At 59.1% G+C, this 25163-nt stretch carries 31 protein-coding genes and 1 pseudogene; 16 read left to right on the top strand and 16 right to left on the bottom strand.

Annotation, left to right across the window (positions count from 1 at the left end):
- Positions 1 to 3 precede the first annotated feature (3 nt).
- Positions 4 to 687 (top strand): lipoprotein-releasing ABC transporter ATP-binding protein LolD, encoded by a 684-nt coding sequence (lolD, locus tag DGA31_RS09835; protein WP_177339471.1) that lies wholly within the window; start codon positions 4 to 6, stop codon positions 685 to 687.
- Between the two features lie 64 nt (positions 688 to 751).
- Positions 752 to 1996, top strand: a complete 1245-nt coding sequence (locus DGA31_RS09830; protein ID WP_109512400.1) for a lipoprotein-releasing ABC transporter permease subunit — start codon at positions 752 to 754, stop codon at positions 1994 to 1996.
- Between the two features lie 4 nt (positions 1997 to 2000).
- Here DGA31_RS09830 and DGA31_RS09825 read toward each other — a convergent pair whose 3' ends face one another.
- A complete protein-coding gene (locus DGA31_RS09825) occupies positions 2001 to 3338 on the bottom strand; it encodes a heavy metal sensor histidine kinase (RefSeq protein WP_109512399.1) in 1338 nt (445 codons plus the stop codon).
- Complete coding sequence (locus DGA31_RS09820) at positions 3335 to 4012, bottom strand: heavy metal response regulator transcription factor (RefSeq protein WP_056840100.1); 678 nt, start codon at positions 4010 to 4012, stop codon at positions 3335 to 3337. Before DGA31_RS09820 ends, DGA31_RS09825 begins: the two co-directional genes overlap by 4 nt.
- A gap of 154 nt (positions 4013 to 4166) precedes the next feature.
- On the opposite strand from DGA31_RS09820, the gene queF reads away from it, so the two are divergent.
- Complete coding sequence (queF, locus tag DGA31_RS09815) at positions 4167 to 4997, top strand: NADPH-dependent 7-cyano-7-deazaguanine reductase QueF (RefSeq protein WP_109512398.1); 831 nt, start codon at positions 4167 to 4169, stop codon at positions 4995 to 4997.
- Between the two features lie 60 nt (positions 4998 to 5057).
- Here the strand turns inward: queF and DGA31_RS09810 are convergent, their stop codons facing one another.
- Positions 5058 to 5327: a DUF4404 family protein gene (locus DGA31_RS09810; RefSeq protein ID WP_109512397.1), complete on the bottom strand. Its 270-nt coding sequence runs from the start codon at positions 5325 to 5327 to the stop codon at positions 5058 to 5060.
- 109 nt (positions 5328 to 5436) lie between these two features.
- Entirely contained in the window at positions 5437 to 6057 is a 621-nt protein-coding gene (locus DGA31_RS09805) for an HAD superfamily inactivated hydrolase PcrP (protein WP_109512437.1), read from the bottom strand.
- Between the two features lie 180 nt (positions 6058 to 6237).
- Between DGA31_RS09805 and DGA31_RS09800 the strand changes: the two genes are divergently transcribed.
- Complete coding sequence (locus DGA31_RS09800) at positions 6238 to 6939, top strand: MlaA family lipoprotein (RefSeq protein ID WP_109512396.1); 702 nt, start codon at positions 6238 to 6240, stop codon at positions 6937 to 6939.
- Between the two features lie 56 nt (positions 6940 to 6995).
- Here the strand turns inward: DGA31_RS09800 and DGA31_RS09795 are convergent, their stop codons facing one another.
- On the bottom strand, positions 6996 to 7475 hold the full coding sequence (locus DGA31_RS09795; protein WP_109512395.1) for a GNAT family N-acetyltransferase: 480 nt from the start codon (positions 7473 to 7475) through the stop codon (positions 6996 to 6998).
- Between the two features lie 89 nt (positions 7476 to 7564).
- On the opposite strand from DGA31_RS09795, the gene DGA31_RS09790 reads away from it, so the two are divergent.
- Positions 7565 to 8494, top strand: coding sequence for a LysR family transcriptional regulator (locus tag DGA31_RS09790; protein WP_109512394.1), 930 nt, complete (start codon positions 7565 to 7567; stop codon positions 8492 to 8494).
- Positions 8495 to 8499: 5 nt separating this feature from the next.
- Here the strand turns inward: DGA31_RS09790 and DGA31_RS09785 are convergent, their stop codons facing one another.
- Positions 8500 to 8799, bottom strand: a complete 300-nt coding sequence (locus DGA31_RS09785) for a PilZ domain-containing protein (protein ID WP_056840093.1) — start codon at positions 8797 to 8799, stop codon at positions 8500 to 8502.
- A gap of 271 nt (positions 8800 to 9070) precedes the next feature.
- On the opposite strand from DGA31_RS09785, the gene rssB reads away from it, so the two are divergent.
- Entirely contained in the window at positions 9071 to 10252 is a 1182-nt protein-coding gene (gene rssB, locus DGA31_RS09780) for a two-component system response regulator RssB (RefSeq protein ID WP_109512393.1), read from the top strand.
- Complete coding sequence (gene rssC / locus DGA31_RS09775; RefSeq protein WP_056840091.1) at positions 10252 to 10737, top strand: anti-sigma factor antagonist RssC; 486 nt, start codon at positions 10252 to 10254, stop codon at positions 10735 to 10737. Before rssB ends, rssC begins: the two co-directional genes overlap by 1 nt.
- 67 nt (positions 10738 to 10804) lie before the next feature.
- On the opposite strand, the gene tal is transcribed toward rssC, so the two are convergent.
- Positions 10805 to 11731: a transaldolase gene (gene tal / locus DGA31_RS09770; RefSeq protein WP_056840090.1), complete on the bottom strand. Its 927-nt coding sequence runs from the start codon at positions 11729 to 11731 to the stop codon at positions 10805 to 10807.
- Positions 11732 to 12018: 287 nt separating this feature from the next.
- On the opposite strand from tal, the gene DGA31_RS09765 reads away from it, so the two are divergent.
- Positions 12019 to 12654, top strand: coding sequence for a LysE family translocator (locus DGA31_RS09765; RefSeq protein ID WP_109512392.1), 636 nt, complete (start codon positions 12019 to 12021; stop codon positions 12652 to 12654).
- A 47-nt stretch (positions 12655 to 12701) separates the two neighbouring features.
- Here DGA31_RS09765 and DGA31_RS09760 read toward each other — a convergent pair whose 3' ends face one another.
- From DGA31_RS09760 to DGA31_RS09750, 3 genes are read right to left on the bottom strand one after another with little or no spacing between them, the layout of a single operon-like run.
- Complete coding sequence (locus DGA31_RS09760; RefSeq protein ID WP_109512391.1) at positions 12702 to 13298, bottom strand: imm11 family protein; 597 nt, start codon at positions 13296 to 13298, stop codon at positions 12702 to 12704.
- Positions 13299 to 13338: 40 nt separating this feature from the next.
- Positions 13339 to 14469: an MFS transporter gene (locus DGA31_RS09755; protein WP_109512390.1), complete on the bottom strand. Its 1131-nt coding sequence runs from the start codon at positions 14467 to 14469 to the stop codon at positions 13339 to 13341.
- The gene (locus DGA31_RS09750) at positions 14466 to 15002 is read right to left on the bottom strand and encodes a TetR/AcrR family transcriptional regulator (protein ID WP_109512436.1); all 537 of its coding nucleotides are present in this window, start codon (positions 15000 to 15002) and stop codon (positions 14466 to 14468) included. Before DGA31_RS09750 ends, DGA31_RS09755 begins: the two co-directional genes overlap by 4 nt.
- A gap of 208 nt (positions 15003 to 15210) precedes the next feature.
- Between DGA31_RS09750 and DGA31_RS30080 the strand changes: the two genes are divergently transcribed.
- On the top strand, positions 15211 to 15354 hold the full coding sequence (locus DGA31_RS30080) for a hypothetical protein (protein WP_153811669.1): 144 nt from the start codon (positions 15211 to 15213) through the stop codon (positions 15352 to 15354).
- Positions 15355 to 15483: 129 nt separating this feature from the next.
- Here the strand turns inward: DGA31_RS30080 and DGA31_RS30205 are convergent.
- From DGA31_RS30205 to DGA31_RS09730, 4 genes and pseudogenes are all read right to left on the bottom strand, one after another.
- Positions 15484 to 15600 (bottom strand): annotated as a pseudogene (locus DGA31_RS30205) (site-specific integrase); the annotation flags it as partial.
- A gap of 153 nt (positions 15601 to 15753) precedes the next feature.
- Entirely contained in the window at positions 15754 to 16062 is a 309-nt protein-coding gene (locus DGA31_RS09740; protein ID WP_109512389.1) for a type II toxin-antitoxin system RelE/ParE family toxin, read from the bottom strand.
- Positions 16063 to 16079: 17 nt separating this feature from the next.
- Entirely contained in the window at positions 16080 to 16274 is a 195-nt protein-coding gene (gene relB / locus DGA31_RS31040; RefSeq protein WP_206606834.1) for a type II toxin-antitoxin system RelB family antitoxin, read from the bottom strand.
- A gap of 437 nt (positions 16275 to 16711) precedes the next feature.
- On the bottom strand, positions 16712 to 17071 hold the full coding sequence (locus DGA31_RS09730) for a helix-turn-helix domain-containing protein (RefSeq protein WP_109512387.1): 360 nt from the start codon (positions 17069 to 17071) through the stop codon (positions 16712 to 16714).
- Positions 17072 to 17263: 192 nt separating this feature from the next.
- Here DGA31_RS09730 and DGA31_RS09725 point away from each other — a divergent pair, with 192 nt between their 5' ends.
- The 5 genes from DGA31_RS09725 (at position 17264) to DGA31_RS09700 (ending at position 21089) form a co-directional block, all read left to right on the top strand.
- Entirely contained in the window at positions 17264 to 17713 is a 450-nt protein-coding gene (locus tag DGA31_RS09725) for a structural protein P5 (protein WP_109512386.1), read from the top strand.
- Entirely contained in the window at positions 17710 to 18228 is a 519-nt protein-coding gene (locus DGA31_RS30070) for a lysis system i-spanin subunit Rz (protein WP_206606833.1), read from the top strand. The genes DGA31_RS09725 and DGA31_RS30070 overlap by 4 nt, the downstream gene beginning before the upstream one ends.
- Positions 18229 to 19196: 968 nt before the next feature.
- Complete coding sequence (locus tag DGA31_RS09710; RefSeq protein ID WP_109512383.1) at positions 19197 to 19625, top strand: LexA family protein; 429 nt, start codon at positions 19197 to 19199, stop codon at positions 19623 to 19625.
- Positions 19615 to 20892, top strand: coding sequence for a Y-family DNA polymerase (locus DGA31_RS09705; protein WP_109512382.1), 1278 nt, complete (start codon positions 19615 to 19617; stop codon positions 20890 to 20892). Before DGA31_RS09710 ends, DGA31_RS09705 begins: the two co-directional genes overlap by 11 nt.
- The gene (locus tag DGA31_RS09700; protein ID WP_152035007.1) at positions 20871 to 21089 is read left to right on the top strand and encodes a hypothetical protein; all 219 of its coding nucleotides are present in this window, start codon (positions 20871 to 20873) and stop codon (positions 21087 to 21089) included. Before DGA31_RS09705 ends, DGA31_RS09700 begins: the two co-directional genes overlap by 22 nt.
- A gap of 85 nt (positions 21090 to 21174) precedes the next feature.
- On the opposite strand, the gene DGA31_RS09695 is transcribed toward DGA31_RS09700, so the two are convergent.
- Both DGA31_RS09695 and DGA31_RS09690 read right to left on the bottom strand, forming a co-directional pair.
- Positions 21175 to 21852 (bottom strand): BRO-N domain-containing protein, encoded by a 678-nt coding sequence (locus tag DGA31_RS09695; RefSeq protein ID WP_109512380.1) that lies wholly within the window; start codon positions 21850 to 21852, stop codon positions 21175 to 21177.
- A 420-nt stretch (positions 21853 to 22272) separates the two neighbouring features.
- Entirely contained in the window at positions 22273 to 23358 is a 1086-nt protein-coding gene (locus DGA31_RS09690; protein ID WP_109512379.1) for a tyrosine-type recombinase/integrase, read from the bottom strand.
- Between the two features lie 102 nt (positions 23359 to 23460).
- Between DGA31_RS09690 and dusA the strand changes: the two genes are divergently transcribed.
- Together dusA and DGA31_RS09680 are read left to right on the top strand one after the other, a co-directional pair.
- Positions 23461 to 24471, top strand: a complete 1011-nt coding sequence (gene dusA / locus DGA31_RS09685; RefSeq protein ID WP_109512378.1) for a tRNA dihydrouridine(20/20a) synthase DusA — start codon at positions 23461 to 23463, stop codon at positions 24469 to 24471.
- Positions 24472 to 24727: 256 nt separating this feature from the next.
- The gene (locus DGA31_RS09680; RefSeq protein WP_056840085.1) at positions 24728 to 25159 is read left to right on the top strand and encodes a universal stress protein; all 432 of its coding nucleotides are present in this window, start codon (positions 24728 to 24730) and stop codon (positions 25157 to 25159) included.
- Positions 25160 to 25163: the final 4 nt, after the last annotated feature.

The following is a 25163-nucleotide window of genomic DNA, read 5'->3' as shown; positions in this document are numbered from 1 at the left end:
GGCATGTCTGAAAAAGCCGTATTGAGTTGCCGCAACCTGGGTAAATCCTACGAGGAGGGCCCTGAGTCGGTGGTGGTGCTGTCCAACCTGCAACTGGAGCTGTTTCCCGGCGAGCGGGTGGCGATCGTTGGCAGTTCCGGCTCTGGCAAAAGTACTTTGCTCAACCTGCTGGGTGGCCTGGATACGCCGTCCGAGGGCAGCGTATGGCTGGCTGGCGAGCAGTTGTCGGCGCTGAACGAGAAGGCCCGTGGCCTGTTACGCAACCGGGCGCTGGGGTTCGTGTACCAGTTCCACCACCTGTTGCCCGAGTTCACTGCACTGGAAAACGTCTGCATGCCGCTGCTGATCGGCAAGACGGCCATCCCCGAGGCGCGCAAGCGGGCCACGGCGCTGCTGGAGCGGGTCGGCCTGGGCCATCGCCTGGCGCACAAGCCGGCCGAGTTGTCCGGTGGCGAGCGTCAGCGTGTCGCCATCGCCCGGGCGCTGGTCAACGAGCCGGGGCTGGTAATGCTCGACGAGCCCACCGGCAACCTTGACCACCACACCGCACAGGGTATTCAGGACCTGATGCGCGAGCTGAGCACGGCCTCGCGCACGGCGTTTCTGGTGGTCACCCATGACCTGAATCTGGCCAGGCAGATGGATCGTATCCTGCGTCTGGAAGACGGCCACCTGGTCGCCGTCTGATTCATCCGGCCTGACGCCCGTTGAGCGGGTGCCGGGCCGATCTTTTTGCCAAGGTGCCCTGCGAATGTTCCGACCCTTATCCATCTTCATCGGCGCCCGCTACACCCGGGCCAAGCGCCGCAAGAACTTTATCTCGTTCATCTCCATGACCTCGATGATCGGCCTGGCCCTGGGGGTGCTGGCCATGATCGTGGTGCTGTCGGTGATGAACGGCTTCCAGCGTGAAATGAGCTCGCGCATCCTCGGCATGGTGCCGCATGCGGCGATCCTCGGCGTCAAGCCGCTGGATGACTGGCAAGCCACGGCCGACGCCGCCTTGCGCAACCCGGAAGTGGTGGCCGCCGCGCCGCTGACCGAAATGGAAGGCATGCTGTCCTACCGTGGCCTGATGCAGCCGATCCAGGTCAGCGGTATCGATCCTGCCCGTGAGCATGCAGTGTCGATCGTGACGCAGCACATCACCCGTGGCAGCCTCGATGGCCTCAAGCCCGGTGAGTTCGGTGTGGTGCTGGGCGAAATCACCGCACGGCGCTTTCGGGTCAATGTCGGCGACGCCCTGACCCTGATCGTGCCGGAAATCAGCAACGCCCCCGGTGGCATCACGCCGCGCTTGCAGCGCCTGACCGTGGTCGGGCTGTTCAAGGTCGGTGCCGAGCTGGACGGCTCCATGGCGCTGATGCACATCGCCGACGCCGGGCAGATGCAGCGCTGGCAGCCCGGCCAGGTGCAAGGCGTGCGCCTGGCGCTGAAAGATCTTTACCAGGCCCCGAAAATCTCGACCGACATCGCCAAGGCGCTGGGGCAGGGCTACCGTGCCGATGACTGGACCCACACCCAGGGCAGCCTGTTCAGTGCCATGAAAATGGAAAAGACCATGATCGGCCTGTTGCTGCTGATGATCGTGGCGGTGGCGGCGTTCAACATCATTGCCACCTTGATCATGGTGGTCAATGACAAGGGGGCTGACATCGCGATCCTGCGCACCATCGGCGCCACGCCCCGGCAGATCATGGGCATCTTCATTGTCCAGGGCTCGCTGATCGGTGTGGTCGGCACCCTGATCGGCGGGGTGCTTGGGGTGATCGCCGCGCTGAATGTCAGTGCGCTGGTCGGCTGGTTCGAACGGGTCAGTGGCCAGCATGTGTTCAGTGCCGACGTGTATTTCATCAGCAACCTGCCTTCCGAACTGCAAGGCGGCGACGTGCTGCTGATCTGTGGGGCCGGTTTTGTCCTGAGCTTCCTGGCGACCATCTACCCGGCCTGGCGCGCCGCCAGGATCGAGCCGGCGCACGCCTTGCGCTACGAGTAGGCTGTCAGAGTCGAATCACGAAGCGGGTCAGCCCGGCGGCCGACTCGCTGTGAATCGTGCCGCCGTGGGCCTGGATGATCGAGCGGCTGATCGCCAGCCCAAGCCCTGCGTGGGCCTGGCTGTCGGGCCGCGCCGGGTCGACCCGATAGAAACGGTCGAACAGGCGTGGCAGCACCGCTGGGTCAAGGGTCTGGCCCGGGTTTTCTACGCTCAGCTCCACGCCAGCGGCCACGGCCTGCAACGTGACGCGCACCTGGCCGCCGGTCGGGGTGTAGCGCACGGCATTGTCCAGCAGGTTGGACAACACTCGGCGCAGCAGTGCCCGGTCTGCGCGTGCGGTTGCCTGACCTTCGCGGTGCAGGGTGATGCCGGCGTCTTCAGCCAGCGGCGTGAAGTACTCCAGCACCGCATCGACCTCTTGTTCAAGGTGCAGTCGATCATGGACGGGGGTCAGCAGGCCCTGTTCGGCCTTGGCCAGCAACAGCATGTCGTTGACCATCTGTGTCAGGCTTTGCAGTTCTTCAAGGTTGCCCAGCAGCGCCTCGCGGTACTGCTCCCGTGCGCGGGGACGGGCCAGAGTGACCTGGGTCTGGGTCAGCAGGTTCGACAGCGGCGTGCGCAATTCATGGGCAATGTCGGCGCTGAACGCTGACAGACGCTGAAAGCCCTCCTCCAGGCGCGTGAGCATGGCATTGAAGGCACGGGTCAGTTCGGCCAGTTCGGCGGGCATCTCGTGTTCGGGCAGGCGCGTGGTCAGTGAACTGGCCGAGACGCCGGCGGCCACCTTACTCATGCGTTGCAAGGGCCGTAGGCCGCTGCGCGCCGCCCAGGCACCGAGCAGTGCGGTGACCAGTGCGCACAGGCCGACCGTCAGCCAGATCAGGTGCTGCATGCGTTGCAGGAAATGCTGGTGATGGGTGATGTCCAGCACCAGGGTCAGCAGGGGCGAGTCGGGGTGCCCAGGGTGCAGGGCGGTGGTGAAGACCCGGTAAGCGCCTTGTGCATTGCTGAAGGCATGCAGGCCGGGCACAAGCAGGGTGGCGGGCAGGGCAGGGGCCGTGTCCAGCCACGGCTGGCCTTGTGCATCGCGCAGGCGCAGCGTCATGTCGGCCGAGTGACTGGGCTTGCCCAGCAGTGGCTGGCGCGCCTTGAAGGCTTGCAGGCTGTCTACGCCCTGCAGACCGTTGCGCAGGCTGGCCACCTGGGCGTCGAACAGTTGCTGGTCCAGTTCGATGAAATGGCTGGCACTGGCCTGGCTGAACAGCAGGCCGGCGATCAGTGACACCCCGGCCGTGCAGCCGGCGAACAACAGTGCCAGGCGACTGCGCAGCGACAGCCTCATGGCGCCTGCTCCTGTAACACATAGCCCAGGCCGCGCACGGTATGGATCAGTTTGACTGCAAAGTCATCGTCGACTTTCATGCGCAAGCGGCGGATGGCGACTTCGATGACATTGGTGTCGCTGTCGAAATGCATGTCCCAGACCTGGGCGGCAATCAGTGACTTGGGCAACACCTCGCCCTGACGGCGCAACAGCAGCTCCAGTAAGGCAAACTCCTTGACGGTCAGGTCCAGCCGCTGGCCGGCCCGCTCGACCTTGCGTTGCAGCAAGTCCAGTTGCAGTTCGCCCAGTTGCAAGCGGGTGTCGGCTGGCACGGTCCTGCGTCGCAGCAGGGTGCGCACCCGGGCGAGCAATTCGGCAAAGGCAAACGGCTTGACCAGGTAGTCATCGGCCCCCAGTTCCAGGCCATGTACGCGGTCTTCGATGGCGTCGCGAGCGGTGAGAAACAGCGCCGGGGTCTGCAAGCCTGCGCGGCGCACCTGCTCAAGGATCTGCCAGCCGTCCACGCCGGGCAGCATCACGTCGAGAATCAACAAGGCGTGCTCGCCGCTCAGGGCGCGTTGCAGACCCGAATGACCGTCATTGATCCATTCGCTGTCGAAGCCGGCCTCGCTCAGTCCCTGGTGCAGATAATGACCCGTCTTGGGTTGATCTTCGACGATCAGTAGTTTCATCGCAGGCTCGTATGGATCGCAAAAGGGCTTTATAGCGCGTTGTGGCGAGCAACGGCACAAGCTGACAAGGTTGTAATGCTGATCGGTGTGGGCTGAAAGCACCACGCAAACCCGCTAGACTTGCGCGGTTCATTCTTGAAGTCCAGGTATCACCATGCACCCCGCCGCCGAACATTCGCCACTGGGCAAGTCCAGTGAGTACATTTGCACCTACACGCCCTCGCTGCTGTTCCCGATTCCGCGCACCGCGAAATGGGCCGAACTGGGGCTGACCGCGCAGACCTTGCCGTATCAGGGTGTCGATATCTGGAACTGCTACGAGCTGTCCTGGCTGCTGCCTTCGGGCAAGCCGGTGGTGGCCATCGCCGAGTTCAGCGTGCCGGCCGACTCGCCCAATATCATCGAGTCGAAGTCGTTCAAGCTGTACCTCAACTCCCTGAACCAGAGTGTGTTCGCCGATCGCCAGCACCTGCAGCAAGTGTTGGTGGCCGATTTGTCGGCCGCCGCTGGCAAGCCGGTGGGCGTGGTCATTCGCAGCCTGGATGAGGTTCAGGCGCAGGGCGTGGCCGGTTTGCCAGGCACGTGCATCGATGAGCTGGATATCGAGGTCAGCAGCTATGACCATCCGCGTCCTGAACTGCTGCGCTGCGATGCAGCGCGCGTGGTTGAAGAAAGCCTGCACACGCATTTGCTCAAGTCCAATTGCCCGGTGACCAGCCAGCCCGACTGGGGCAGCGTAGTGGTCCAGTACCGTGGTGCGGCGCTGGATCACGCCAGCCTGCTGGCGTACATCGTCAGCTTCCGCCAGCACTCGGATTTTCATGAGCAATGCGTGGAGCGCATCTTTCTCGACCTGCAACGCCTGCTCAAGCCACAGTCGCTGACGGTTTATGCGCGCTATGTGCGCCGTGGCGGACTGGACATCAACCCTTATCGCAGTACCGAGGCCATATCGGTGGATAACGGTCGCCTGGCGCGGCAATAAGCCGGTTGCACGAAAAAGCCCGTCATTCGACGGGCTTTTTCGTATCCGGGCGCCAGGTTTTCAGATGCCCATGCTGCCCAGCGTATTCATGATGTTTCGCAAGGTAGCGGCCACGCCGGGGTGCTCGACCTCGAAGCGCTCGACGGCGAGGTTGACGTTGTCGGACAGGCTGGAGTCCTGTTCCTGGGTCAGGTTTTCCAGCTCTATTTTAGTTTCAATTTGTTGCATGAGTTCGTGCATGCGGTCACGTTCTTCCTGCAACAGTGGCGGATTCTGCTCCAGTTGCTCGCGCAGGGTATTGAGCTGTTCTTGCAGTTCGCGGGCAGGCATACGGTGCTCCTTGATCGATAAGTCTGATTCATGGACTGCGCCGTCAGACGAAAGGTCCGTGATGCCTGTAAGACTAATCCATTGCCCGCCTTTCTGCCGTTGACCACCGTCAGGGTTTTTCGCCTTTGCGGCGCCGCAGGCTGATATCGGCCAGGCACGATTCCAGTTCGCCCAGATGATCGATGACCGAGTGCGCGCCCAGCGCATACAACTGCAGGGTGGCCTGGGCGCGCAGGCGTTCACGCTCGTGGCTGTCCAGTGCCTGCCATTGCGCCGGCGACAGGCCGCACAGCGGACCACAAGAGGCCAGGCCGATGGTCCACAGCCCGGCATTGAGCCCGGAGCGCAACAGGCGCGGCTCGCCGCTGACCAGTACGCACCCTTCAAGCTGATTGACCTTGAGCGCCATCAGCGCCAGCCAGCAGGCATCCGGCGCCGGCCAGCGCACCTGGCTGCGTGCGGTGGCGGTGATCAGGTTGCCCAGCGGGGCCGACAAGGTCTGGCTCAGCGGATCGGGCAGTTCATCCAGCCAGGCACAGGGAATGCCTTGTTGCCGCAGGTTTTGCAGGTTTTCAAGTGCGCCGGGCGTCAGTTGGGCGTGAGTGTCAGTGGCAAGGGCGGCGCCTTTGCTGGCTGTGCCGGCCTGTGCGCCAAAATCCACCAGGCAGCCGCTGAGGCCGAACAGCAGGGCAGAAAACGCCGGCAGGGGTGTGGCAACCGGTGCGAGCATGATGAAGATCTCTGAAATACTGATGCACGCTACCGACGGCTGATGACAGAAATATGAATATGTCATGACGGGCCGGTGTTTATTACAGGTCTGCCTTATTTAGCGGTGAACCCCTTATACTGCCCGTCTTTGCCCGAAGCCTCATGCCCGGGGCATTACTTTCTGACAGGAGTTTGCGTCATGCCCTTACCGCGTAGCGGCTTTATCGAGCGATTGACCCGGCTGTCCTTGTGCATCGGCGTCGCGATGCTCCCGGTAGCTGTCCAGGCTGCCGAAGATGACCCATGGGAAGGCGTCAACCGTGCCATCTTTCGTTTCAACGACGTGGTCGACACCTACACCCTCAAGCCGATCGCCCAAGGCTATCAGTACATTGCGCCGCAGTTTGTCGAAGACGGCGTGCACAACTTCTTCAATAACATCGGCGATGTCGGCAACCTGGCCAACAACGTGCTGCAACTCAAGCCGGCTGATGCCGGTGTCGACAGCGCACGGCTGATCTTCAACACGACTTTCGGTCTGTTGGGCCTTATCGATGTCGGCACTTACATGGGCCTGCAGCGCAACGATGAAGACTTCGGCCAGACCCTGGGTCGCTGGGGCGTGGGCAGCGGTCCGTACGTGGTGCTGCCGTTGTTCGGCCCCAGCACCGTGCGCGATGCCCTGGCCCGTTACCCGGACACCTACACTTCGCCTTACCGCTACATCGATCATGTCCCGACCCGCAACACGGCGCTGGGCGTGAACCTGATCGACACTCGTGCCAGCCTGTTGTCGGCCGAGCGCCTGGTCACTGGTGACAAGTACACCTTCATCCGCAATGCCTACCTGCAGAACCGTGAGTTCAAGGTCAAGGACGGCCAGGTCGAAGACGACTTCTGATCAGAGGATGCTCGTCGATCGACCTGCATGGCAGCTCGATCGACGCAGCGTCAGGTTCAGCTTTGGGCAAACGCCTTCAGCGCGTCGCCTTCCATTCGGTAGCGCACCCATTCGTTCTGCGGCTGCGCGCCGATCGATTCATAGAAGCGGATGGCCGGTTCGTTCCAGTCCAGTACGCTCCACTCGAAACGTCCGCAGCCGTTGTCGCAGGCTTGTCGGGCCAGGTACTTGAGCATCTGCTTGCCGGCGCCCGTGCCTCTATGCTCCGGTGTGATGTAAAGGTCTTCCAGGTAGAGGCCATTACGGCCCAGCCAGGTCGAGTAACTGAAAAAGTACACCGCAAATCCGATGGGCCGATCGTTGTATGAGCCGATCAGCGCCTGGGCACTGGCCTGTGGGGCGAACAGCGTGCGCTCAATGTCGGCAACGCTGGCAATGACTTCGTGCCGGGCCTTTTCATAGTCGGCCAGTTCAGTGATAAAAGTCAGGATCTGTGCTGCGTCGTCCGGGCGGGCGGGGCGTATGTGCAGGCTCATGGGGCGACATCCGTCAAAGAAGAAGCGTTCATGCTAGGCGAAGCCATAAACTGCATGTACTGCAATTTCTTCAGGTCTTATTGAATATCATGCATCCCGCCCTGCGCCGTCTCGATCTGAATCTGCTGCTGGTTTTCGACACGCTGTACCGCCACCGCACCGTCGCTCGCGCCGCGCATGAACTGTCGATCAGTGCCTCGGCTTTCAGTCATGCCCTGGCCCGCCTGCGCGAAGCGCTTAGCGATGAGTTGTTCGTGCGCCACGGCAATCGCATGCACCCCACCCAGCGCGCCGACGCGCTGGCAGTGGCGGTCACGCAGAGCCTCAAGGTGTTGTCGGATCAACTGGAGCAATGGGAGCCTTTCGAGCCCTCAAACAGCGAGCGCGTGTTTGTGTTTGCTGCCACCGACTACACCGCGCTGCAACTGTTGCCGCCATTGCTGGAACGCCTGCAGCAGGTGGCGCCTCGGTTGTGTGTGAAGGTGGTGCATTCCGAGCGCAAGGTGTGCATTGAGGACCTCGCCAGTGGCCGGATTGATTTTGCCCTGGGCTATGGCGAGGATCGCGACAGCCTGCCGGCAGGGGTGGAGAGTGAGGACTGGATGAGCGGCCATTACTGCGTGATCGCCCGCCGTGATCATCCAAGGGTCGGTACGCAGCTTGACCTGCAGGGGTATCTGGCTGAGCGGCATGCCGTGGTCACGCCGTGGGGCGAGGCGTGCGGGGTGGTGGACCTGGCCTTGCAGGGCATGGGGCTCAAGCGCGATGTCGCCTTGCAGTTGCCGTTCGTGATGTTGTGTCCGTTCATCATCGCGCGCAGTGACTTGCTCATGACCCTGCCTGAACAGGCGGCCCGTCTGTTGAGCGCTTCAGCAGACATCGTGTGCCATGCGCCACCGTTCCCCCTGGCGCCCTATACGCTGCGGCTCTACAGCCATCGCAAATATGCACGCAGCGACGCGCATCTATGGATGGCCGGGCAATTGCGTGCGCTGTTCACACAGTCAAGGACGTCTTGAGGGTGTCAGCTCATTGCCACGATCGACAGGCCCAGTTTCTGGCCACCATCATCCTGGTCGGCAATCCACACCACTTCAGTGTCGGCCTCCAGGCCCGTAAGCGCCGGGTGGTCGGAGTCGATGCGCACGCTGAGTTTGTCACCCACCTGAAAGGCCCGTGGTGCCTGAACCTGCATGCCGCTGCTGGACAGGTCCAGGCACACGGCCGAGATGACCTGCCCTGCGTGAATGATGCTGATGTCGGCGTCGACGCGCATGCGAATGAAGTCGCGCTTCTCGGCATAGCCTTGATCGATTCGGCTCATGGTGGGTCCTATGTTTTGGTTGCTGATTTGTGCGTTCTTATAACTCCCGGTGATTTGCGATGTAAAGTCGCAAATCGAGCAGGGCAGTACGCTTGAAACGCCCGTCGGATGGGAGTACCGTCTGCGCCTTGAAGGGCACCTCTGAAGACCGACAGCATGGCCGAATCCTGACGGCCTGTTTTCGCAGAGTGGCTAGAAAGCGAATCCAGTAAGCAGAACCCGGAACCTACCGGGTCGCCTACCTCAACCTGATCTGGCGCCGTTTGCCCACATGCCTAAAACCAGTGCAACGCTGCTGATTATCGACGACGACGACGTGGTGCGCGCAAGCATTGCGGCCTACCTGGAAGACAGCGGCTTCAATGTCCTGCAGGCCAGTAACGGCTTGCAAGGCGTGCAGACGTTCGAGCAACAACGCCCTGATCTGGTGATCTGCGACCTGCGCATGCCGCAAATGGGCGGGCTCGAGCTGATCCGTCAGGTCAGCGCCATCGCCCCGCAAGTACCGGTGATCGTGGTGTCCGGCGCAGGGGTCATGAGCGATGTGGTCGAGGCCTTGCGCCTGGGCGCTGCCGATTACCTGATCAAGCCGCTTGAAGACCTCGCCGTCCTTGAACATTCGGTCGGCCGGGCTCTTGACCGTGCGCGGCTCGAGCAGGAAAACCGGCTTTATCGCCAGAAGCTTGAGACCGCCAATCGCGAGCTTGAAGCCAGTCTGCACCTGCTCCAGGAAGACCAGGATGCCGGTCGCCAGGTGCAGATGAACATGCTGCCGATCAGCCCGTGGTCCATCGAGCAGTTCAACTTTGCGCATGAAATCATCCCGTCGTTGTACCTGTCGGGCGATTTCGTCGATTACTTTCGCGTCGATGAGCGCCGCGTGGCGTTCTACCTGGCCGATGTCTCAGGCCATGGTGCGTCTTCGGCGTTCATCACCGTGCTGCTCAAGTTCATGACCACCCGGCTGCTGTTCGAGTCCAAGCGAGGCGGTGCGTTGCCGGAGTTCAAGCCCTCCGATGTGCTGGGCCACCTCAATCGTGGGCTGATCAGCTGTAAGCTGGGCAAGCATGTGACCATGGTTGGTGGCGTGATCGATGAGCTGGCCGGGACGCTGACCTATGCGGTGGGCGGCCATTTGCCGCTGCCGGTGCTGTATACCGATGGCAAAGCCAGCTATCTTGAAGGGCGTGGGCTGCCAGTGGGTCTGTTCCAGGAAGCGACCTACCAGAACTACACGATCGAGTTGCCTGCGTCATTCAGCCTGACGCTGTTGTCTGATGGCATACTGGATCTATTGCCCGGTGATACACTCAAGGAAAAGGAAGCCGCTCTGCCTGTACAGGTCGAGACGGCGGGCGGCAGCCTGGATGGTCTGCGCGGGGTTTTTGAATTGGCTACGCTAGGGGAGATGCCGGATGATATCGCCTTGTTAGTGTTAAGCAGGAATCTTTGATGAGTACCGGTAGAATCCAGTTCGCCGAGCAGGAAGGCACTTTCGTTCTCAAGTTCGTGGGCGAAGTGCGTTTGACTTTGTGCTCGGCCTTGGATGCGACGATCGAGCGCATCTTTACAGCGCTGAATTTTTCGGCTGTCGTGATCGATCTGACCGAAACACGCAGCATCGACAGCACGACCCTGGGCCTGCTGGCCAAGCTGTCGATCCTGTCGCGGCAGAAAGTCGGGCTGTTGCCCACGGTGGTCACCACCCACGAAGACATAACGCGGCTGCTGCAGTCGATGGGCTTCGATCAGGTGTTCAACATTGTCGATCACCCTGTGCCGTGCCCTGAGTGCCTGACCGACCTGCCATCCCAGGACCAGGGTGAGGAAGTGGTCAAGGCCAAGGTGCTGGAAGCGCACAAGATCCTGATGGGGCTCAACGAGTCCAATCGCGAGGCGTTTCATGACCTGGTCAACGCGCTTGAAGGGCAGCGCTGACAGCGGCACAACGCGTTTGCCGTCTCAATGAGAAAGGGCGATACCCATGGGTATCGCCCTTTTTGCATCAGGCCTTCGCGGCGAGTAAAGCTTCGAGCTTTTCCTGATCGCGGGCAAACTGGCGGATGCCTTCGGCCAGTTTCTCGGTGGCCATGGCGTCTTCGTTGGACAGCCAGCGGAATTCACGCTCGCCAAGGCTCTGGCGTGGTTCACCGGCCTGACCGGGAACCAGTTTGCGTTCCAGGGTGCCCTGGTCTTCAGCCAGTTGCTTGAGCAGTTCGGGGCTGATGGTCAGGCGATCGCAGCCGGCCAGTTGTTCGATCTGACCGATATTGCGGAAGCTGGCGCCCATGACCACGGTGTTGAACCCGTTGGCCTTGTAGTAGTTGTAGATGCGTGCGACCGACTGTACGCCCGGGTCTTCAGCACCGGTGTATTCCTGGCCGGTGGACTTCTTGTACCAGTCGTAGATACGACCCACGAAGGGTGAGATCAGGAACACGCCAGCCTCGGCACAGGCCACAGCCTGGGCGAAGGAGAACAGCAGGGTCAGGTTGGTCTGGATGCCCTGCTTCTCGAGCGTCTCGGCGGCACGGATGCCTTCCCAGGTCGACGCCAGCTTGATCAGGATGCGCTCGCGACCGACACCGGCCTCTTCATACAGGCCGATCAGGCGTTGGCCGCGCTCGATCAGGGCCGGTGTGTCGAAAGACAGGCGGGCATCAACCTCGGTGGACACGCGGCCTGGCACGACATCCAGGATCTTGCGGCCGATGGCCACGGCAAAGCGGTCGCACGCCAGGCCGATGTCGCCCTGGCTGCCACTGAACGCTTCACCCAGCAGTGCGGCGTTGCTTTCGCTGGAGGCCGCTTTCAGCAGCAGGGAAGGGTTGGTGGTGGCATCGACCGGCTTGAGGCGGGCGATGGCATCGAAGTCGCCGGTATCGGCCACGACGGTGGTGATTGCTTTGAGTTGTTCCAGCTTGGAAGTCATGAGTGTGCTCTGTCCTTTGGTGGAGTGACATTACCCGAGCGTAGTCGACCGCTCAAGGGTACGGTCGTGGCGGCGCTTGCACGCCATGCAGACTAGGTTGGAGCATCAGGGCCGCGGCTTGTTCCCGGAAAATGCCGACCTGCACGCGCCGGGCCTGAACCGTCGAGTGTACGCTTGCCTGTCTGACGATCCAGACAGGCGCCGTTAAAAATAAACAAGGCATGACGCCTTGTTGCAACGCTTTACCTTAGACTGATGGCGCACACAATCATCAAGGACGTATGACCATGCCCGAACTTTCCAGCCTCCTGGCGTTTGCCCTGATCTCTCTGGGTATGGTGCTCACGCCTGGCCCCAACATGGTCTATCTCATCTCGCGCTCGATCTGCCAGGGACGCATGGCCGGGCTGATCTCGCTCGGTGGCGTAGCGCTGGGTTTTGTCTTCTACATGCTTTGTGCTGCTGTAGGTATCACGGCCCTGGTCATGGCCGTGCCTTACGCCTACGACACCCTGCGGCTGGGGGGCGCACTGTACCTGCTGTACCTGGCCTGGCAAGCGGTCAAGCCCGGTGGCCGCTCACCGTTCCAGGTACGCGACCTGCCCAAGGACAGCCCGCGCAAGCTGCTGCTGATGGGCTTTGTCACCAACCTGCTGAACCCGAAGATCGCGGTCATGTACCTGTCGTTGCTGCCGCAATTCATCCAGCCTGAAGGTCACGGCAGCGTCCTGCTGCAATCGCTGATCCTGGGTTCGACCCAGATCCTCATCAGTGTCAGCGTCAACGCGGTGATCGCAGTCATGGCCGGTTCCATCGCGGTGTTCCTGGCCGGTCGGCCGGTGTGGCAGGTGGTGCAGCGCTGGTTGATGGGCACGGTGCTGGCGGGGCTGGCGGTGCGGATGATCGTGGAGGGGCGGCGATAAGCGAGGATCATCAATCCAGGCGCCTTGTAGATCGAGGCGCTGGACGATCAGGATTTTTCCTGGTCGATCTTCTCGACATTCAGCCGCAGTTTCTTGCTTCTGGCCGCGTTCACGACGGTCTCGGAAATCAGCGGATCAAGCCATACTATGTTATCGACAAAGAAAAAGTCGGGTGCTGTGCCTTCACGCATCTGGAGGTGAAGCTTCTTTATTCCCCTGGCCTTGTAGTCGGCCGCCAGCGTGCCGTTGGCCAGCCTGGCCAGCACCATGGGCTTTCCTGCGTATTCTGAATTCAGGTAATCGAAACAGGCCATCTTGTGGCGGGCGTGAATCAGGAAGTAGCTGTTCTCCGTCGCCTGTGCGCTGGAGTAACGTGCATCTGCTTCCAGGAAAAGCAGATCGTTTTCAAGGTGCTCCAGCACCGTTTTCATGGCGGCGGATACGAAGAACGCGCCGCACGTCGTCAGAAAAAAATCGGCCTTCAGTTTTTTTACGCGCTTGTCCAGCACCAGGCCGATTCGGGTCCCGGGCCTTATGATGTCTTTACCCACCTGGTAGTAATCCGGGAGCGCAGGCGAGAACGTCACGTCACCATCGATAAAGGATCCCTCTGGAGACTCATGACGAAGAATGTAGTACTGCAATGGTATCTCTCCTGTTTTTGTAGAGCCCGTGCGGCATACGCTATGTCCTTGCTCGTGGCCGAATATGAATGGCCAGACATGCCGCGCCAGCAAAGATGGCCAGCGCACCGACCGGGCCTGCCGCATTCATCGTCGCGCCAAACAGAGGGGTGCCAATGGCCTGACCCAGCGCCAGGCTGAGAAACGGAAGGCCCAACCCCAGGTCGGGTCGATCTGAAAGCAGATTGATCCCTTGAATCAGAAAGGTCCCGGAGGACACGATATAGGCGGCGCCGAACAGACTCATGGACACAAAGCCATACGCGGGAGAAAAGGACGTTGCCGCCAGGCCCAGGGTGCCCGCAGCGATCCCGAGCAGTGCGCAGCCATGTACGCGTGCTGTACCCAACCGATTGGTCAGCAGACCGGTCAGCGACCCGCAGACCCCCGACGCACCGACAACAATCCAGACCCAGGCCAGGCGGGTATCGGTAAAGTGGAAATCACTGCGCAGGATGTCGGCGCCAAACGTCCAGATGGCGGTGCTCGATAGCCCCATCAGCGCGCTGCTGGTACACAGGGCAAGTACGCCAGGCCGACTGAAGATTGAAAGCAACGGTCTATTGGCTTGCTGGTCGTTCCGGCAAGGCGGTACGGCAAACCAGACCCATGCCGTGACGCCCGCGCCGATTATCGCAAACAGGCCGTAGAGCTCGCGCCAGGCACCTGCAGCCAACAGGGCTGCGATGCCGGAAAATACGATACCGGCTGCGGTACCTGCGTTGATGGTCCCGTTTGCCTTGGAACTGTCGCGGTCACTGAACCGGGCGGCCACTGCGGTCGCGAGGGGCGGCGAGGTCAAGCCCGTGCTCAATCCAGCCAACCCGATGCCCAGACCCAACGTCCATCCTGACGAAGAAAATGCCACCACGCCCATGCCGACCGTGGCTGCAAGCGCGGCTGACAGGGCAATGAGGCGAGTTCCCAATGTGCCTATGCTGCAAAAGGCCAGAATGATTCCGACACAGTAAGCCGCAAAGGCGCTACCGCCAATCCATCCCGCAGCGGTGTAGCTCAGCGACAGCTCATCTCGAATCCGGGGCAGCAACAAGCCATAGGCAAACCGTGCCAGTCCATAGGACAGCGCGGTCAAGGTGAAAGCTGCCGCGACCAGGTTCAGGCCGCGCCTCATGGTTGGCCTGTAGCGAGCGTCAAGAGTGACCGTGCAGCGTTCCCGGCCTCGTCGATAATCGATGCGCCAGCAACACTGGCGGCTGCGGTTGCGCCCTCGAACAGTAACCAGATCTGGGTGACGAGGCGTTCATCGCTTCGGCCCAGGACGAGACGTATGCGTTGTGCTACCTCGCTGCGAAATTCGGTTTTCTGACGATGAACGAGCGCGACGATTTCGCTATTTGCCTGGGCATATTCGCTGCGTGCTCGTAGCAACATGCAGCCAAGCGTACCGTGTCCCTCGACCCAGTCGCGCAGCGTATTGAACAGCGCCTCGATGTCACCTGGCTGCTTTTCGAGCTGCTGCATGAACGCGCGATGCCTGGCCTCGAGAACCGCAAGAACCAGCCCGTCGCGTGAGCCAAAGTGCTTGTAAAGCGTGCGGGTGGAAACACCGGAGGGCGCAATCACACGATCGATGCCAATGCCTCGAAACCCTTCTGCCTCAAAGAGGCGAGTAGCCCCTGCGATTATTTCAGTACGTTTATCCATGTACCGAATGTACAACGATCGTTTTACATGTCAAGCAGGGCATCGTTCAAGCCAGCACGAAACGAGACCCCAGGCCTGAAAGGATGCGAGAGGGTGGAAGAAGATCGTGGGTAGCTACAGCTTGAAAACCGTAAGTTGTTAGTGGAGAGTCACAGGCGGATAGCTGAAAAAGGAAGCTGACGTGAGACTGCAAGAGAAACACCGCTCATTGAGCCTCGAAATTGCTGCATTGGACGCGCAACTGTGCGCGAAAGAGTCGCTTGCAAAGCAGATTGGCCTGGTGCCTTTCATTCTGGGTGCCTTGAGCGCAGGCGCGGCCCTCACCGCCGCACATCTCCTGTACGCCCTGTAATCGCCCCAGCCAGCGCCTTCACATTCGGTGTGGGGATTTGGATTCTGCATCAAAGTAATTGACTATCATGCGCCAGCAAACGCCGGCCGGTCTCGCGCACCTGATGGGTCGGTTTGATGTCGAGCCGGGCTCGCGGTGGAAGGCCTGGCTTTCCTGATAGACTGTCTGACCATCGCGATCAAGCCTGATCTGTGCGGTGTAGCTGACCGAATTGTCCTTGCGTTTGCGTGCTGTGATGCCTGCCATTTACTGATTGCTACATGGCTGATGACGATTGCTGAATTTAGCACTGACTTCCTGCCGCTCAATAATTCCAGTCCCGATCCCCTCCAGATTCCTCGCCTCACCTGCCATTAGTTACCGGTTTGCGTCGCTTCCGGATGTGTCGGCGTCAGCACCTTAGGGTATCTGCTGTGCGGCGTGCTTCACCTGCAAAATCTCCACAACGCGTGAGTCCTCAAGCACCCGGTAAAAAACAATGTAGTTTCTATGGGCTACCAGTTCGCGGATGTCCCCAGACACCCCAGGCCGTCCCGAGCGGCCACTGTTCGGGTACTGGCCAAGCTGCAGGGTCTTGTCGCGCAGTTGCTTGCCGAAGCTGAGTGCTCGTGCAGGGCTGTCTTTGCCAAGGTACCGAATGATAGAGCGCAAATTTTCACGGGCCATCGGTCGCCATTCGATACGGTAAGGGGGTTGTGCTTTGTCCATCAATCCACTCGCCGCGCTCAAGCGCGATCCCTTTTGGCCGCTGCATGATCGGCGGTGAGGGCGGCGATATCAGCCTCCATCTCAGCCATAACGTCATCATGCGAGATATTCGGTCTGGGGTCGTCGATTGATGCCTGGATATCGGCTGCGAGCCATTTGTTATAAGCCGCCGACTGGTGAGCCTCGCGCAATGCGGCTGAGCGGCCTCGAATACCCGCTGCTGGCTCCTTCTCGTCAGGATTCCACTCGCTGGCATCAAAATGCCCGACGGTGATACCAATACCGCGCAAGACGTTCAAGGCAGCGGCGGGGTTGCCAAAGCGACGGGCCTCCGTGCTGCGTGCTTTCGCCAAGACAGCGCCACCCCCACTGAGGGTGTCGATCTGGACGAGAAACGAGCCGCCACGGCCTTTGAGGGTGACGCAAGAAACGCCGCCGGCATCGCTTGCGGCGCGTAGCTGTTCAAGGGTCATGCTTTGCATGGTTTGCTCCGCCGTGGGGTTGGGATCTATATTTATGGTGCATGAAATGTAGAATACCTACAATTTTTTCTAAAAGATGTGTTGTCTCTTTTGTGCAAACTCCTCTTGGCTGCAGGCATGAACCTCATGTCAAGAGGCTTCAATGGTGGGTGAGGTGTGGCTGATGATCAGACGGCCCCTGCCAGCAGGCGGTCATAAGGAATGCGCAAGCCTTCATGCAGACGCTTGATCATGGCCAGGCTCAGTTTGCGCTTGCGATTGAGCACTTCGGAAACCCGGCCGCTGGTGCCGATATAGGGCTCCAGATCGGTGGGGGTGAGTCCTTGCTGATCCATCAGGAATTTGATCGCCTCGATAGGATCCGAGGCGGGCATGGGATAGCGCTCGGCCTCGTATTTCTCGATCAGGATCGACAGGATTTCCAGCTCGTCACCCTCGGCCGTGTGGCGTGGCGCACCCCATAAAGCCTCGACCCGCGCCAGGGCAGCGTTGAGGTCGTTGTCGTTGTGAATCGGTTTGATGTCCATTTTTACACGGTCTCCGCGTCGACTTTGTCGTGTCCCAGAATGCTTTCCATGTCCCTCATGCAATCACTCTCGGCGGTGTTCCTCCCAATTTGGGAGAAACGCTACTCGCCTCAGCGCGAACCCTCAAGACACAGTTGTAACCCGCAATCATGACAGCCGCCTTCGGGGCGGCTTTTTCGTTTTGGAGTAAAGATGACACCTCGTGGCGTACGCAACTGCAACCCCGGAAACATTGACTACAACCTTCGCAATGCCTGGGTAGGGCAGCTCGGCCTGGAGCTGCAAATGGGGCGCCTGGCTCCACGCTTTGCCCGGTTCGACACGGCAGAGAACGGCATCCGCGCACTGGGCAGGCTGTTGCTCAACTATCGCGGCAGAGACGGCATGCCCGGTGTAGGCGGGCCGGGTATCGATACCGTGCGCGAAACCATCAGCCGCTGGGCCCCGGGCAACGAAAACGACACCGAGGCCTATATCGCTGCCGTGGCCAGCAAACTGGGCGTCAGTGCGGATGCAGTGATCGATATCCGTGACCCACGCACCCTGCGGATCATGGTCGGCTCGATCATTGCCCATGAGTGCGCCAACTACCGCTACCCGCAGGCCGTATTCGAGGAAGGGCTGCGGCGGGCATTGCAATGATCGGCCTGCAGCGTGGTGGTGGTCTTGCTGTTGCGACCTTGTTGCTGGGCTTGGGCGTGGGCACTGCAGCGGCCTGGTTATGGCAGGCCAACGCCTACAGCGCCCGGCTGGCCAGCCAGGCGGCCGCCTATCAGGCTGACCTCAGCGCCATTGCCAACGCAGCCGCCGTCCAGGCTCGCCAGGCACTGGAAGCGCAGCAGCGCAGCCAACAGGCCTTGGCTCAACTCGACCGAAAATACACTCAGGAAAAGGACAAGGCCCATGCCGAAAACAAATCTCTGCGCCACGCTGTTGCTGACGGCACTCGCCGGCTGCGCATCGCCGGGGCCTGTGAGGGTGGAAGCCGGGAGCTGCCCGCGGCCACCGGCACCGCCGGCCTGGGCGATGCAGGAACCGTCGAACTCGCTGCAGGTGCTGGACGACGTATTCTCGATATCCGGGCCGGGGTTATTGCGGATCAGGCAGCGTTGAGGGTGTTGCAGGCGTATGTTAGTGATGTGTGTTTATCTGGCTGATGGGTTAGTTGTATTTCAGCTATAGAGTTAGTGGGCAAGTGCAGACTCACGAAAGGTAGGATGCTAAGATTTGCAGTAATCGAACAATTTCAATGGTGAGCGTTAATAATTCTCTAAGCACAAGAGTGCTCCTTCATAAAGGTGTGGTTGTCTGCTGGTGTCTTGAACTGCTTGCCTGGTTTAACTCTGCGAAGCTGTTGTTTAGGTACAGACTTTTATATTTTCTTGTGACGGCTTGCTCAAAGGCTATCGGTAAATGATCAACCCTTAAGTCGAAAAAATAGCGCTATTTTTTTGCTCGTGGTGATTTGGTCAAAGCAGTGGGTGGTGAGAAAGTAGTTATTATTTTCCGAGAAGTCAACAGGTTGTTTTTGGATGATTTGCGGTTGGCTTTCTAGGTGTTTTCAGGTAAGTGATGCTGGTCGTAAAGAGCAGAAGAGCTATTTCTTCATTTCTTCATTTCGTTACTTAGTTATTTGGTGTGGGTTTCAGGTTGGGAGGTTTTTAATATTGAAAGTGTATTGATTGAATATTTGATTTATGTGGTTTATTGCGATCATCAGTCTCCATTTTCAAGAGGGTAAAAACCGGTTCGGGCGTTTCGAAAAACGGCATTTCATGCGTCATAGCATCTCACCTACCGGCTACGCAGCGATTCGGCTGTATTCTGCCTCCCAATGCGATACCCATCCTCTAGCGCCTCTTGTGGGGGCGCGTTTGTTCTGTGATGGCAGAATCAACAGGACCCGCGACGACTGTTTGGTTCCTGGTTTTAACCATCGAAGATGGCTACCTGCTTAAGCTGCCTGAGGTGTTGGCCATGCTTTCGCAGATCAATAACCTCAGCTATGAGGGGACTTGCTGTCGAAATTTCCTACATTTTTCGTTGACCACAGTCGGGGTCTGGTAGTTAACTGTATATCCATACAGTTTTTTACATCCACCATAAAATGTCGAAGGCCCCCCTCATGAGTGTCACCATCCTTGGCTCGCTGGAAGAAGGGGGCGTGAAGCTCCCGATGTATTCCTCGATGGTCCCCGCAGGCTTTCCTTCACCGGCAGCAGACCATATCGAAAAGCACATCTCCCTGGATGAGCTGTTCGAGATCCGGGCACCGCATGTCTATCTGGTCAAGGTTCATGGCGACAGCATGCAAGGGGCGGGGATCTTCGACGGTGACCTGGTGATCGTGGATTGCAGCCGCTATGCCGAGCACGACGATATTGTCATTGCCTCGCTCAACTCTGAGCCGCTGTGCAAACGCCTGTACATGCAGAGTGAAACCGTCATTCTGCTGTCCGAAAGCTCCAAATACCCGCCGCTGCACATTCTGGAAAACGACGAGCTGACGATCCTGGGCGTGGTGAAATACAGCGTCCGCGATCATGGCAAGTGATCAGGTTTTCGCGCTGATCGACTGCAACTGTTTCTACGCCAGTTGCGAACGAGCGTTCCGGCCTGATCTGGCCAGGACGCCCATCGTGGTGTTGAGCAACAACGATGGTTGCGTGATCGCCAGGTCCTATGACGCCAAGCCTTTTATAAAAATGGGCGAGCCGTACTTTCAGATCAAGGACAAGTTGCATCAGCACGGCATTGCCGCGTTCAGCAGCAACTACGCGCTCTATGGCGACATGAGCGAGCGTGTCATGACGATCATTGAATCGAAGGTGCCGGCCTTGGAGGTCTACAGCATCGATGAAGCCTTTGCCGACCTGACAGGTATGCGTGACAACCTGACCCGGTTCGGCCGGGAGCTGCGCAGCTACATCCTGCGCTGCACACGAATCCCGGTCGGGGTTGGCATCGGTCCGACCAAGACCCTGGCCAAGCTGGCCAACTACACGGCCAAGCGGTTGTTGGTGAACACCGGCGGAGTGGTCGATATCTGTGATCCGTTCAAGCGTGACTGGGTATTGCGCAATACCGACGTCAGTGAAGTCTGGGGCGTGGGCCGGCGCATGAAGGCTCATCTGCAGGGCATGGGCATCACCACCGCCAAGCACCTGGCTCAGGCCGACCCGTGGACCCTGCGCAAGAAATTCAGCGTGGTGATCGAGAAAACGGCGCGTGAGCTGGCCGGCACCGCGTGCCTGGAACTGGGCGAGGCAGAACCACCCAGGCAAGAGATCTGTAGCAGCCGCATGTTCGGCATGCGCCTGACCGAGATCGAGCCGATCAAAGAGGCCGTGGCCACCTATGTGATGCGCGCGGCTGAAAAGCTGCGTGCTCAAGGCTCTGTGTGCAAGCGCATGCGTATCAGCATCCGCACCGGCATGTTCAACCCCGATGAAGCCAAATACGCCCAGGGCGCGCTGGTGGAGTTGCCTTACCCCACCAACGACACGTTGCTGCTAACCCGAATGTCAGGCCAGGCGGTCGAGCGCATATTTCGTCCCGGCTTTCGCTACAGCAAGGCTGAAGTGCTGCTGCTGGATCTGCGCCACCCGGGCGAGTTCACCGGCGACCTGTTCGCGTCGCGACAATCGCCCCAAATGGATCAGCTGATGAAGGTGGTCGACGAGATCAACCGCCGGTGGGGACGGGGCACGGTGAGGTCCGGCAGTGTGCCGGCCGATCCGGACTGGGCCATGCGGCGCGAGTTCATGAGCCAGAGCTACACGACCCGGATTGATCAGTTGTGGACGGTGAACTGCAAATGAAACCCACGGCGCATCAGGTCTGGATCAAGGCGATCGAGGACCAGAGTACGTTGCTTTTGACGCCTGTGGCCCGGCACAGATACTTGCTTACGCTCGTTGTGCTGGCGAAAAGGCAGGGTGTCCCTGCTGACCTGGTAATCGAGATGTTTGAAATCACCGATGCTGCGTTGATGTGGGCTCAGGAAGAATTGATGTGATGGAGCCGTGGGCTGCCTTGTTTTTAAGGCAGCCCGGTTGATTGATCGAGCATTGGCCAGTTATTGCTAAAGCAGACGTTCGTTTTCAACGCCTCAATTTCGCTGATTCGTGATTGCTCAGTCTTTTGGTCAAGGCTGATGAAATAGCCAATAGTTGTTGTGGCGTGGCCCCGTCAACATCTTGAATCCACTGAGTAAGCGTCTGCAGGTTCATCACCATGGCATCCATGGGAATTGACGATAGTTGAGGGGTGCCATCTTCTGCAAAGCGCACTAGCCAACGTCTGTGCCTGATAATGGCCGATGCCATGCCGTCGGCGGCTTGTTGGGCTTTCGCCTCGTCCCATTCAACAGGCGCAGCGCCTGCCTTTTTCAACGACTCTCTGCACTGGTGCAGGTAATCGAGTGTAAGGTCAGCACATGCCTTCCTGACAGGCGCCATGGGATCCTTGGCTCGGTCAGTCACTTCAATGCCACCGCCCAGGTGGATGAGCCACAACCTGAGTGGCTCAACGTGTTTGGTCGGCGCGATGAGACAAGCCTGGTCCAATCCTCGCTGATTGATTGCATGGATATGGCGCTGCCCAAATTGCATTTTGATGCGAAAATTCGGATCGATCATGCGCAACATACTGGGTGTGTCTTTTAGTCCCAAGGCATGCACGACATCAATGGCGGCATACCAACGCTCGTTACCTATTTCATTGAATCTGAAATGTCTGCCTGCATAGATCACATTCAAGCTGCTGCATTTATCATGCATGTTGTTTTAGCTCCTGAAGATGTGTATTGGCACTCGTTTTGCCTACTCCAGAATCTGAAAATAACTGAATGACCGTCAATGAAGGCAGTTTGAGATATGTGCGAGGTTTTGGCTAATGTAAGGAGGGCGGAAGAAGGGAGTGCACGATTGATTGTTTCAGGCTTTTTATTGGTGCGCTGTTCAAGTTCGGTGTTTTACAGGGCTGTAGGAAGTTGAAGAGGGTGATTTTTCAGTAATACATACTTTGTATGATTTCTCTGGTGAGAACGCAAGGATGGGATCCTATAAGAATGAGGGCAATCTCATACATGGTTTGTCAGCAAAAAAATTATGAGTGAGGTAGCAAATTTCATGTTTTCTCAGGATGTGATGACTGCTAACGACGGCTGGCCAACCATCACATCCCTTCAGTCAGATCTATCAGATTTTGTCGAGCCACTCCCAGTCGGCATAGGGATCGGATCGACCTCTCAAATGCGTGTACCGTCGTAAAGAGTTCCAGTCCCTGTGCCCCGACACGCTCGATACCCTCGGAATGTCCCAGTCCATTTCAAACAGCCGGCTCACGCCGTCGTGACGCAGGTCATGGAAGCAAAGTCCTTCGATATCGAGAAACTGACAGGCTTTGGTGAAAGACGCTGATATCGAGCTGGAGTTGTAGGGAAAGATCTCGTCCGCCGTCTTCGGCATCCTGTGCAGAATTTCCCAGGCTTCGTCAGGCAAGTGGCACCACACATCGTTACCGATCTTCTGGCCCGGGTTCTTCATATCGCGTACCAACACGGCCTGGCGTGCGTGATCAAGATCGGCCCAGCGTATCCTCGTGATTTCTTCCTGGCGCCGCGTAGAGAAGATGGCGAAGGCAATGATCTTGGGCATATCAATTCGGCCCTTGCGGCGCGCCTGCATTTCGACATAGTGATTCAGGAGCCTGTCGAGCTCATCCAGGGCTGGGCGGCGGTTGCGCTCCTTGCTGCGTGAGACCATGCCCAGTTTGCGCAACACCTTGCGAGCGTCGGACATGGCGTGTGGATCGACCGCATAGCCCCAGGCGGGTCTGGCGACAGAAAGTACGGCGCCCAGATGGGCCAGATCGTTGCCAACCGTCTGCGCCTGGATACCGCCACCCTCCGGTGTCATGCGCCATTGGGCGTACTCGACGATGTTCTGACTGGTCAGCTTGATATCGACGATCTCGCCCAGCCATGTCTTGCCGATGGCATTCAAGGTGGCTCGCTTGGTTTTGCCGAGCGGGCGCAGGGTTTCGTATTCAGTCAGGTAACGGTCGATCATCTGGGTGATGGTTGCGCTTTTGTTGTTGGCGCGTTCAATCGCACCCGGCTGGGCGAGTTCAGTTTCGCGTCGCTTGAGCCAGGCTTGCGCCAGCTGCTTGCGGTGGAAGGTCTGGCTTTCCTGATAGACTGTTTGGCCATCGCGATTGAGCCTTATCTGTGCGGTGTAGCTGACCGAATTGTCCTTGCGCTTGCGTGCTGTGATGCTTCCCATTTTCCGATTGCTACATTGCTGATGACGGTTGCTACATTGTAGCAATCGCTCTAAAAAAACCCTCAAAAACGCCTAAAAATTGCTACAAATCGACCAATGAAAATGCCACCAGATATTGCCCCAAACCCCCAGCCTACAAGGCCTGCGCTGTCGCGACGGTTCTCCGTGGCGCCGATGATGGATTGGACGGATCGTCATTGCCGTTACTTCCTGCGCCTGCTGTCAAAAAACGCTTTGCTGTACACCGAGATGGTCACGACCGGTGCCGTGTTGCATGGCGATCAGGAGCGTTTTCTGGGCCATAACGAAACCGAGCATCCCTTGGCTTTGCAATTGGGCGGCAGCAATCCTGCCGATCTGGCCGCTTGTGCAAGGCTGGCCGAGGCGGCCGGTTATGACGAGGTCAACCTGAATGTTGGCTGCCCCAGCGACCGGGTGCAGAACAACATGATCGGTGCCTGCCTGATGGGACATCCAGCGCTGGTCAGCGAGTGCGTCAAGGCTATGCTGGATGCGGTGAGCGTGCCGGTTACGGTCAAGCATCGCATCGGCATCAACGGCCGTGACAGTTACGAGCAGTTGTGCGATTTCGTCGGCCAGGTGCGTGAGGCCGGATGTCGCAGTTTTACCGTGCATGCCCGCATTGCGATTCTCGAAGGGCTGTCGCCCAAGGAAAACCGCGATATTCCACCCTTGCGCTACGACGTGGCAGCGCGCCTGAAGACGGACTTTCCGGACCTTGAGATCATTCTCAATGGCGGCATCAAGACCCTGGACGACTGTCGTGAGCATTTGCAGGTGTTCGACGGGGTGATGCTGGGGCGCGAGGCCTACCACAATCCTTATCTGCTGGCCGGGGTCGATAGCCAGTTGTACGGCTCAAGCCAGCCACCGATCAGTCGATCCGAGGCCCTGGCCGCCTTGCGCCCTTATATCGCCGACTACATTGGTCGCGGCGGCAATATGCATCACATTACCCGCCATGTATTGGGCCTTGCCCAGGGCTTTCCGGGCGCCCGGCGCTTTCGGCAGTTGTTGTCGGTGGATATTCACAAGGCTGAAAGCCCCCTGGCGTTGCTCGACCAGGCGGCGCAGTTGCTCGAAGGCCGCTAGCCATCTGTTTCTACGCAATGGTGCCAGCACGCTGTCTGCAAGGCGATCGCATCAATACCACCCATTAAATTGAGCGTGGAGGCGTATTCCATTTCGTGTACGTGCCAGTAATCAGAGAGCAGAAGGCAAAACGTAACGGTCAGCCGGTATAAAAAGGGCCGTTGATTGCCACAGGTCAAGGGAGTGACTGATCACACTGGCCGACTGCCCCTGTGATGACTATGTTCATGGCATACCCACTTGCAGGAGAGCAGTCATGCACAAGGTTCTGGTTCCTTTCGATGGTTCGGTCCATGCCCGGCATGCGCTGGACTATGTCATCAACCTGGCCGGGCAGATGGCCCGACCGCTGGAAGTGCATGTGCTCAATGTCCAGTCCAGCCCGATCGTGTACAGCGACTATCTGGCGCCAGACATGATCGAGGGCGTCAAGACCGGGTTGTTCAACTCGGCCAAGGGCGTACTCGAACAGGCCAGTGCACTGCTCAAGGCCAGTGGCGTCGCTCATCAGACCCATGTCGATCTTGGTAATGTCGCCGAGCAGATTGCCGTCGTCGTCAAGAAGCTCGAATGCGATACCGTGGTGATGGGCACCCGTGGTCTGGGCAGTTTCGGCGGTCTGCTGCTCGGTTCGGTGGCCAACCGGGTCATTCATGACGTACCGGTGCCGGTCGTGCTGATCAAATAAGTCC

Origin of the sequence: Pseudomonas ovata, assembly GCF_003131185.1 — a bacterium.
GTDB lineage: Bacteria > Pseudomonadota > Gammaproteobacteria > Pseudomonadales > Pseudomonadaceae > Aquipseudomonas > Aquipseudomonas ovata.
Note: the sequence above shows the minus strand (reverse complement) of the source record. Positions and strands in the feature narration are given on the sequence as shown.

Excerpts from the sequence above, each read along its gene's own strand:
- lolD (WP_177339471.1), top strand. The coding sequence starts at position 4 with ATGTCTGAAAAAGCCGTATTGAGTTGCCGCAACCTGGGTAAATCCTAC.
- DGA31_RS09690 (WP_109512379.1), bottom strand. The coding sequence starts at position 23,358 with ATGGGAAGCATCACAGCACGCAAGCGCAAGGACAATTCGGTCAGCTAC.
- DGA31_RS09785 (WP_056840093.1), bottom strand. The coding sequence starts at position 8,799 with ATGAGCCGAATCGATCAAGGCTATGCCGAGAAGCGCGACTTCATTCGC.
- queF (WP_109512398.1), top strand. The coding sequence starts at position 4,167 with ATGCACCCCGCCGCCGAACATTCGCCACTGGGCAAGTCCAGTGAGTAC.
- rssB (WP_109512393.1), top strand. The coding sequence starts at position 9,071 with ATGCCTAAAACCAGTGCAACGCTGCTGATTATCGACGACGACGACGTG.
- DGA31_RS09800 (WP_109512396.1), top strand. The coding sequence starts at position 6,238 with ATGCCCTTACCGCGTAGCGGCTTTATCGAGCGATTGACCCGGCTGTCC.
- DGA31_RS09740 (WP_109512389.1), bottom strand. The coding sequence starts at position 16,062 with ATGGACAAAGCACAACCCCCTTACCGTATCGAATGGCGACCGATGGCC.
- rssC (WP_056840091.1), top strand. The coding sequence starts at position 10,252 with ATGAGTACCGGTAGAATCCAGTTCGCCGAGCAGGAAGGCACTTTCGTT.
- DGA31_RS30070 (WP_206606833.1), top strand. The coding sequence starts at position 17,710 with ATGATCGGCCTGCAGCGTGGTGGTGGTCTTGCTGTTGCGACCTTGTTG.
- DGA31_RS09820 (WP_056840100.1), bottom strand. The coding sequence starts at position 4,012 with ATGAAACTACTGATCGTCGAAGATCAACCCAAGACGGGTCATTATCTG.
- DGA31_RS09830 (WP_109512400.1), top strand. The coding sequence starts at position 752 with ATGTTCCGACCCTTATCCATCTTCATCGGCGCCCGCTACACCCGGGCC.
- DGA31_RS09730 (WP_109512387.1), bottom strand. The coding sequence starts at position 17,071 with ATGGACATCAAACCGATTCACAACGACAACGACCTCAACGCTGCCCTG.
- DGA31_RS09725 (WP_109512386.1), top strand. The coding sequence starts at position 17,264 with ATGACACCTCGTGGCGTACGCAACTGCAACCCCGGAAACATTGACTAC.
- DGA31_RS09795 (WP_109512395.1), bottom strand. The coding sequence starts at position 7,475 with ATGAGCCTGCACATACGCCCCGCCCGCCCGGACGACGCAGCACAGATC.
- DGA31_RS09680 (WP_056840085.1), top strand. The coding sequence starts at position 24,728 with ATGCACAAGGTTCTGGTTCCTTTCGATGGTTCGGTCCATGCCCGGCAT.
- DGA31_RS09825 (WP_109512399.1), bottom strand. The coding sequence starts at position 3,338 with ATGAGGCTGTCGCTGCGCAGTCGCCTGGCACTGTTGTTCGCCGGCTGC.
- DGA31_RS09755 (WP_109512390.1), bottom strand. The coding sequence starts at position 14,469 with ATGAGGCGCGGCCTGAACCTGGTCGCGGCAGCTTTCACCTTGACCGCG.
- DGA31_RS09750 (WP_109512436.1), bottom strand. The coding sequence starts at position 15,002 with ATGGATAAACGTACTGAAATAATCGCAGGGGCTACTCGCCTCTTTGAG.
- tal (WP_056840090.1), bottom strand. The coding sequence starts at position 11,731 with ATGACTTCCAAGCTGGAACAACTCAAAGCAATCACCACCGTCGTGGCC.
- DGA31_RS09805 (WP_109512437.1), bottom strand. The coding sequence starts at position 6,057 with ATGCTCGCACCGGTTGCCACACCCCTGCCGGCGTTTTCTGCCCTGCTG.
- DGA31_RS09710 (WP_109512383.1), top strand. The coding sequence starts at position 19,197 with ATGAGTGTCACCATCCTTGGCTCGCTGGAAGAAGGGGGCGTGAAGCTC.
- dusA (WP_109512378.1), top strand. The coding sequence starts at position 23,461 with ATGCCACCAGATATTGCCCCAAACCCCCAGCCTACAAGGCCTGCGCTG.
- DGA31_RS09790 (WP_109512394.1), top strand. The coding sequence starts at position 7,565 with ATGCATCCCGCCCTGCGCCGTCTCGATCTGAATCTGCTGCTGGTTTTC.
- DGA31_RS09695 (WP_109512380.1), bottom strand. The coding sequence starts at position 21,852 with ATGCATGATAAATGCAGCAGCTTGAATGTGATCTATGCAGGCAGACAT.
- DGA31_RS09810 (WP_109512397.1), bottom strand. The coding sequence starts at position 5,327 with ATGCCTGCCCGCGAACTGCAAGAACAGCTCAATACCCTGCGCGAGCAA.
- DGA31_RS09765 (WP_109512392.1), top strand. The coding sequence starts at position 12,019 with ATGCCCGAACTTTCCAGCCTCCTGGCGTTTGCCCTGATCTCTCTGGGT.
- DGA31_RS09705 (WP_109512382.1), top strand. The coding sequence starts at position 19,615 with ATGGCAAGTGATCAGGTTTTCGCGCTGATCGACTGCAACTGTTTCTAC.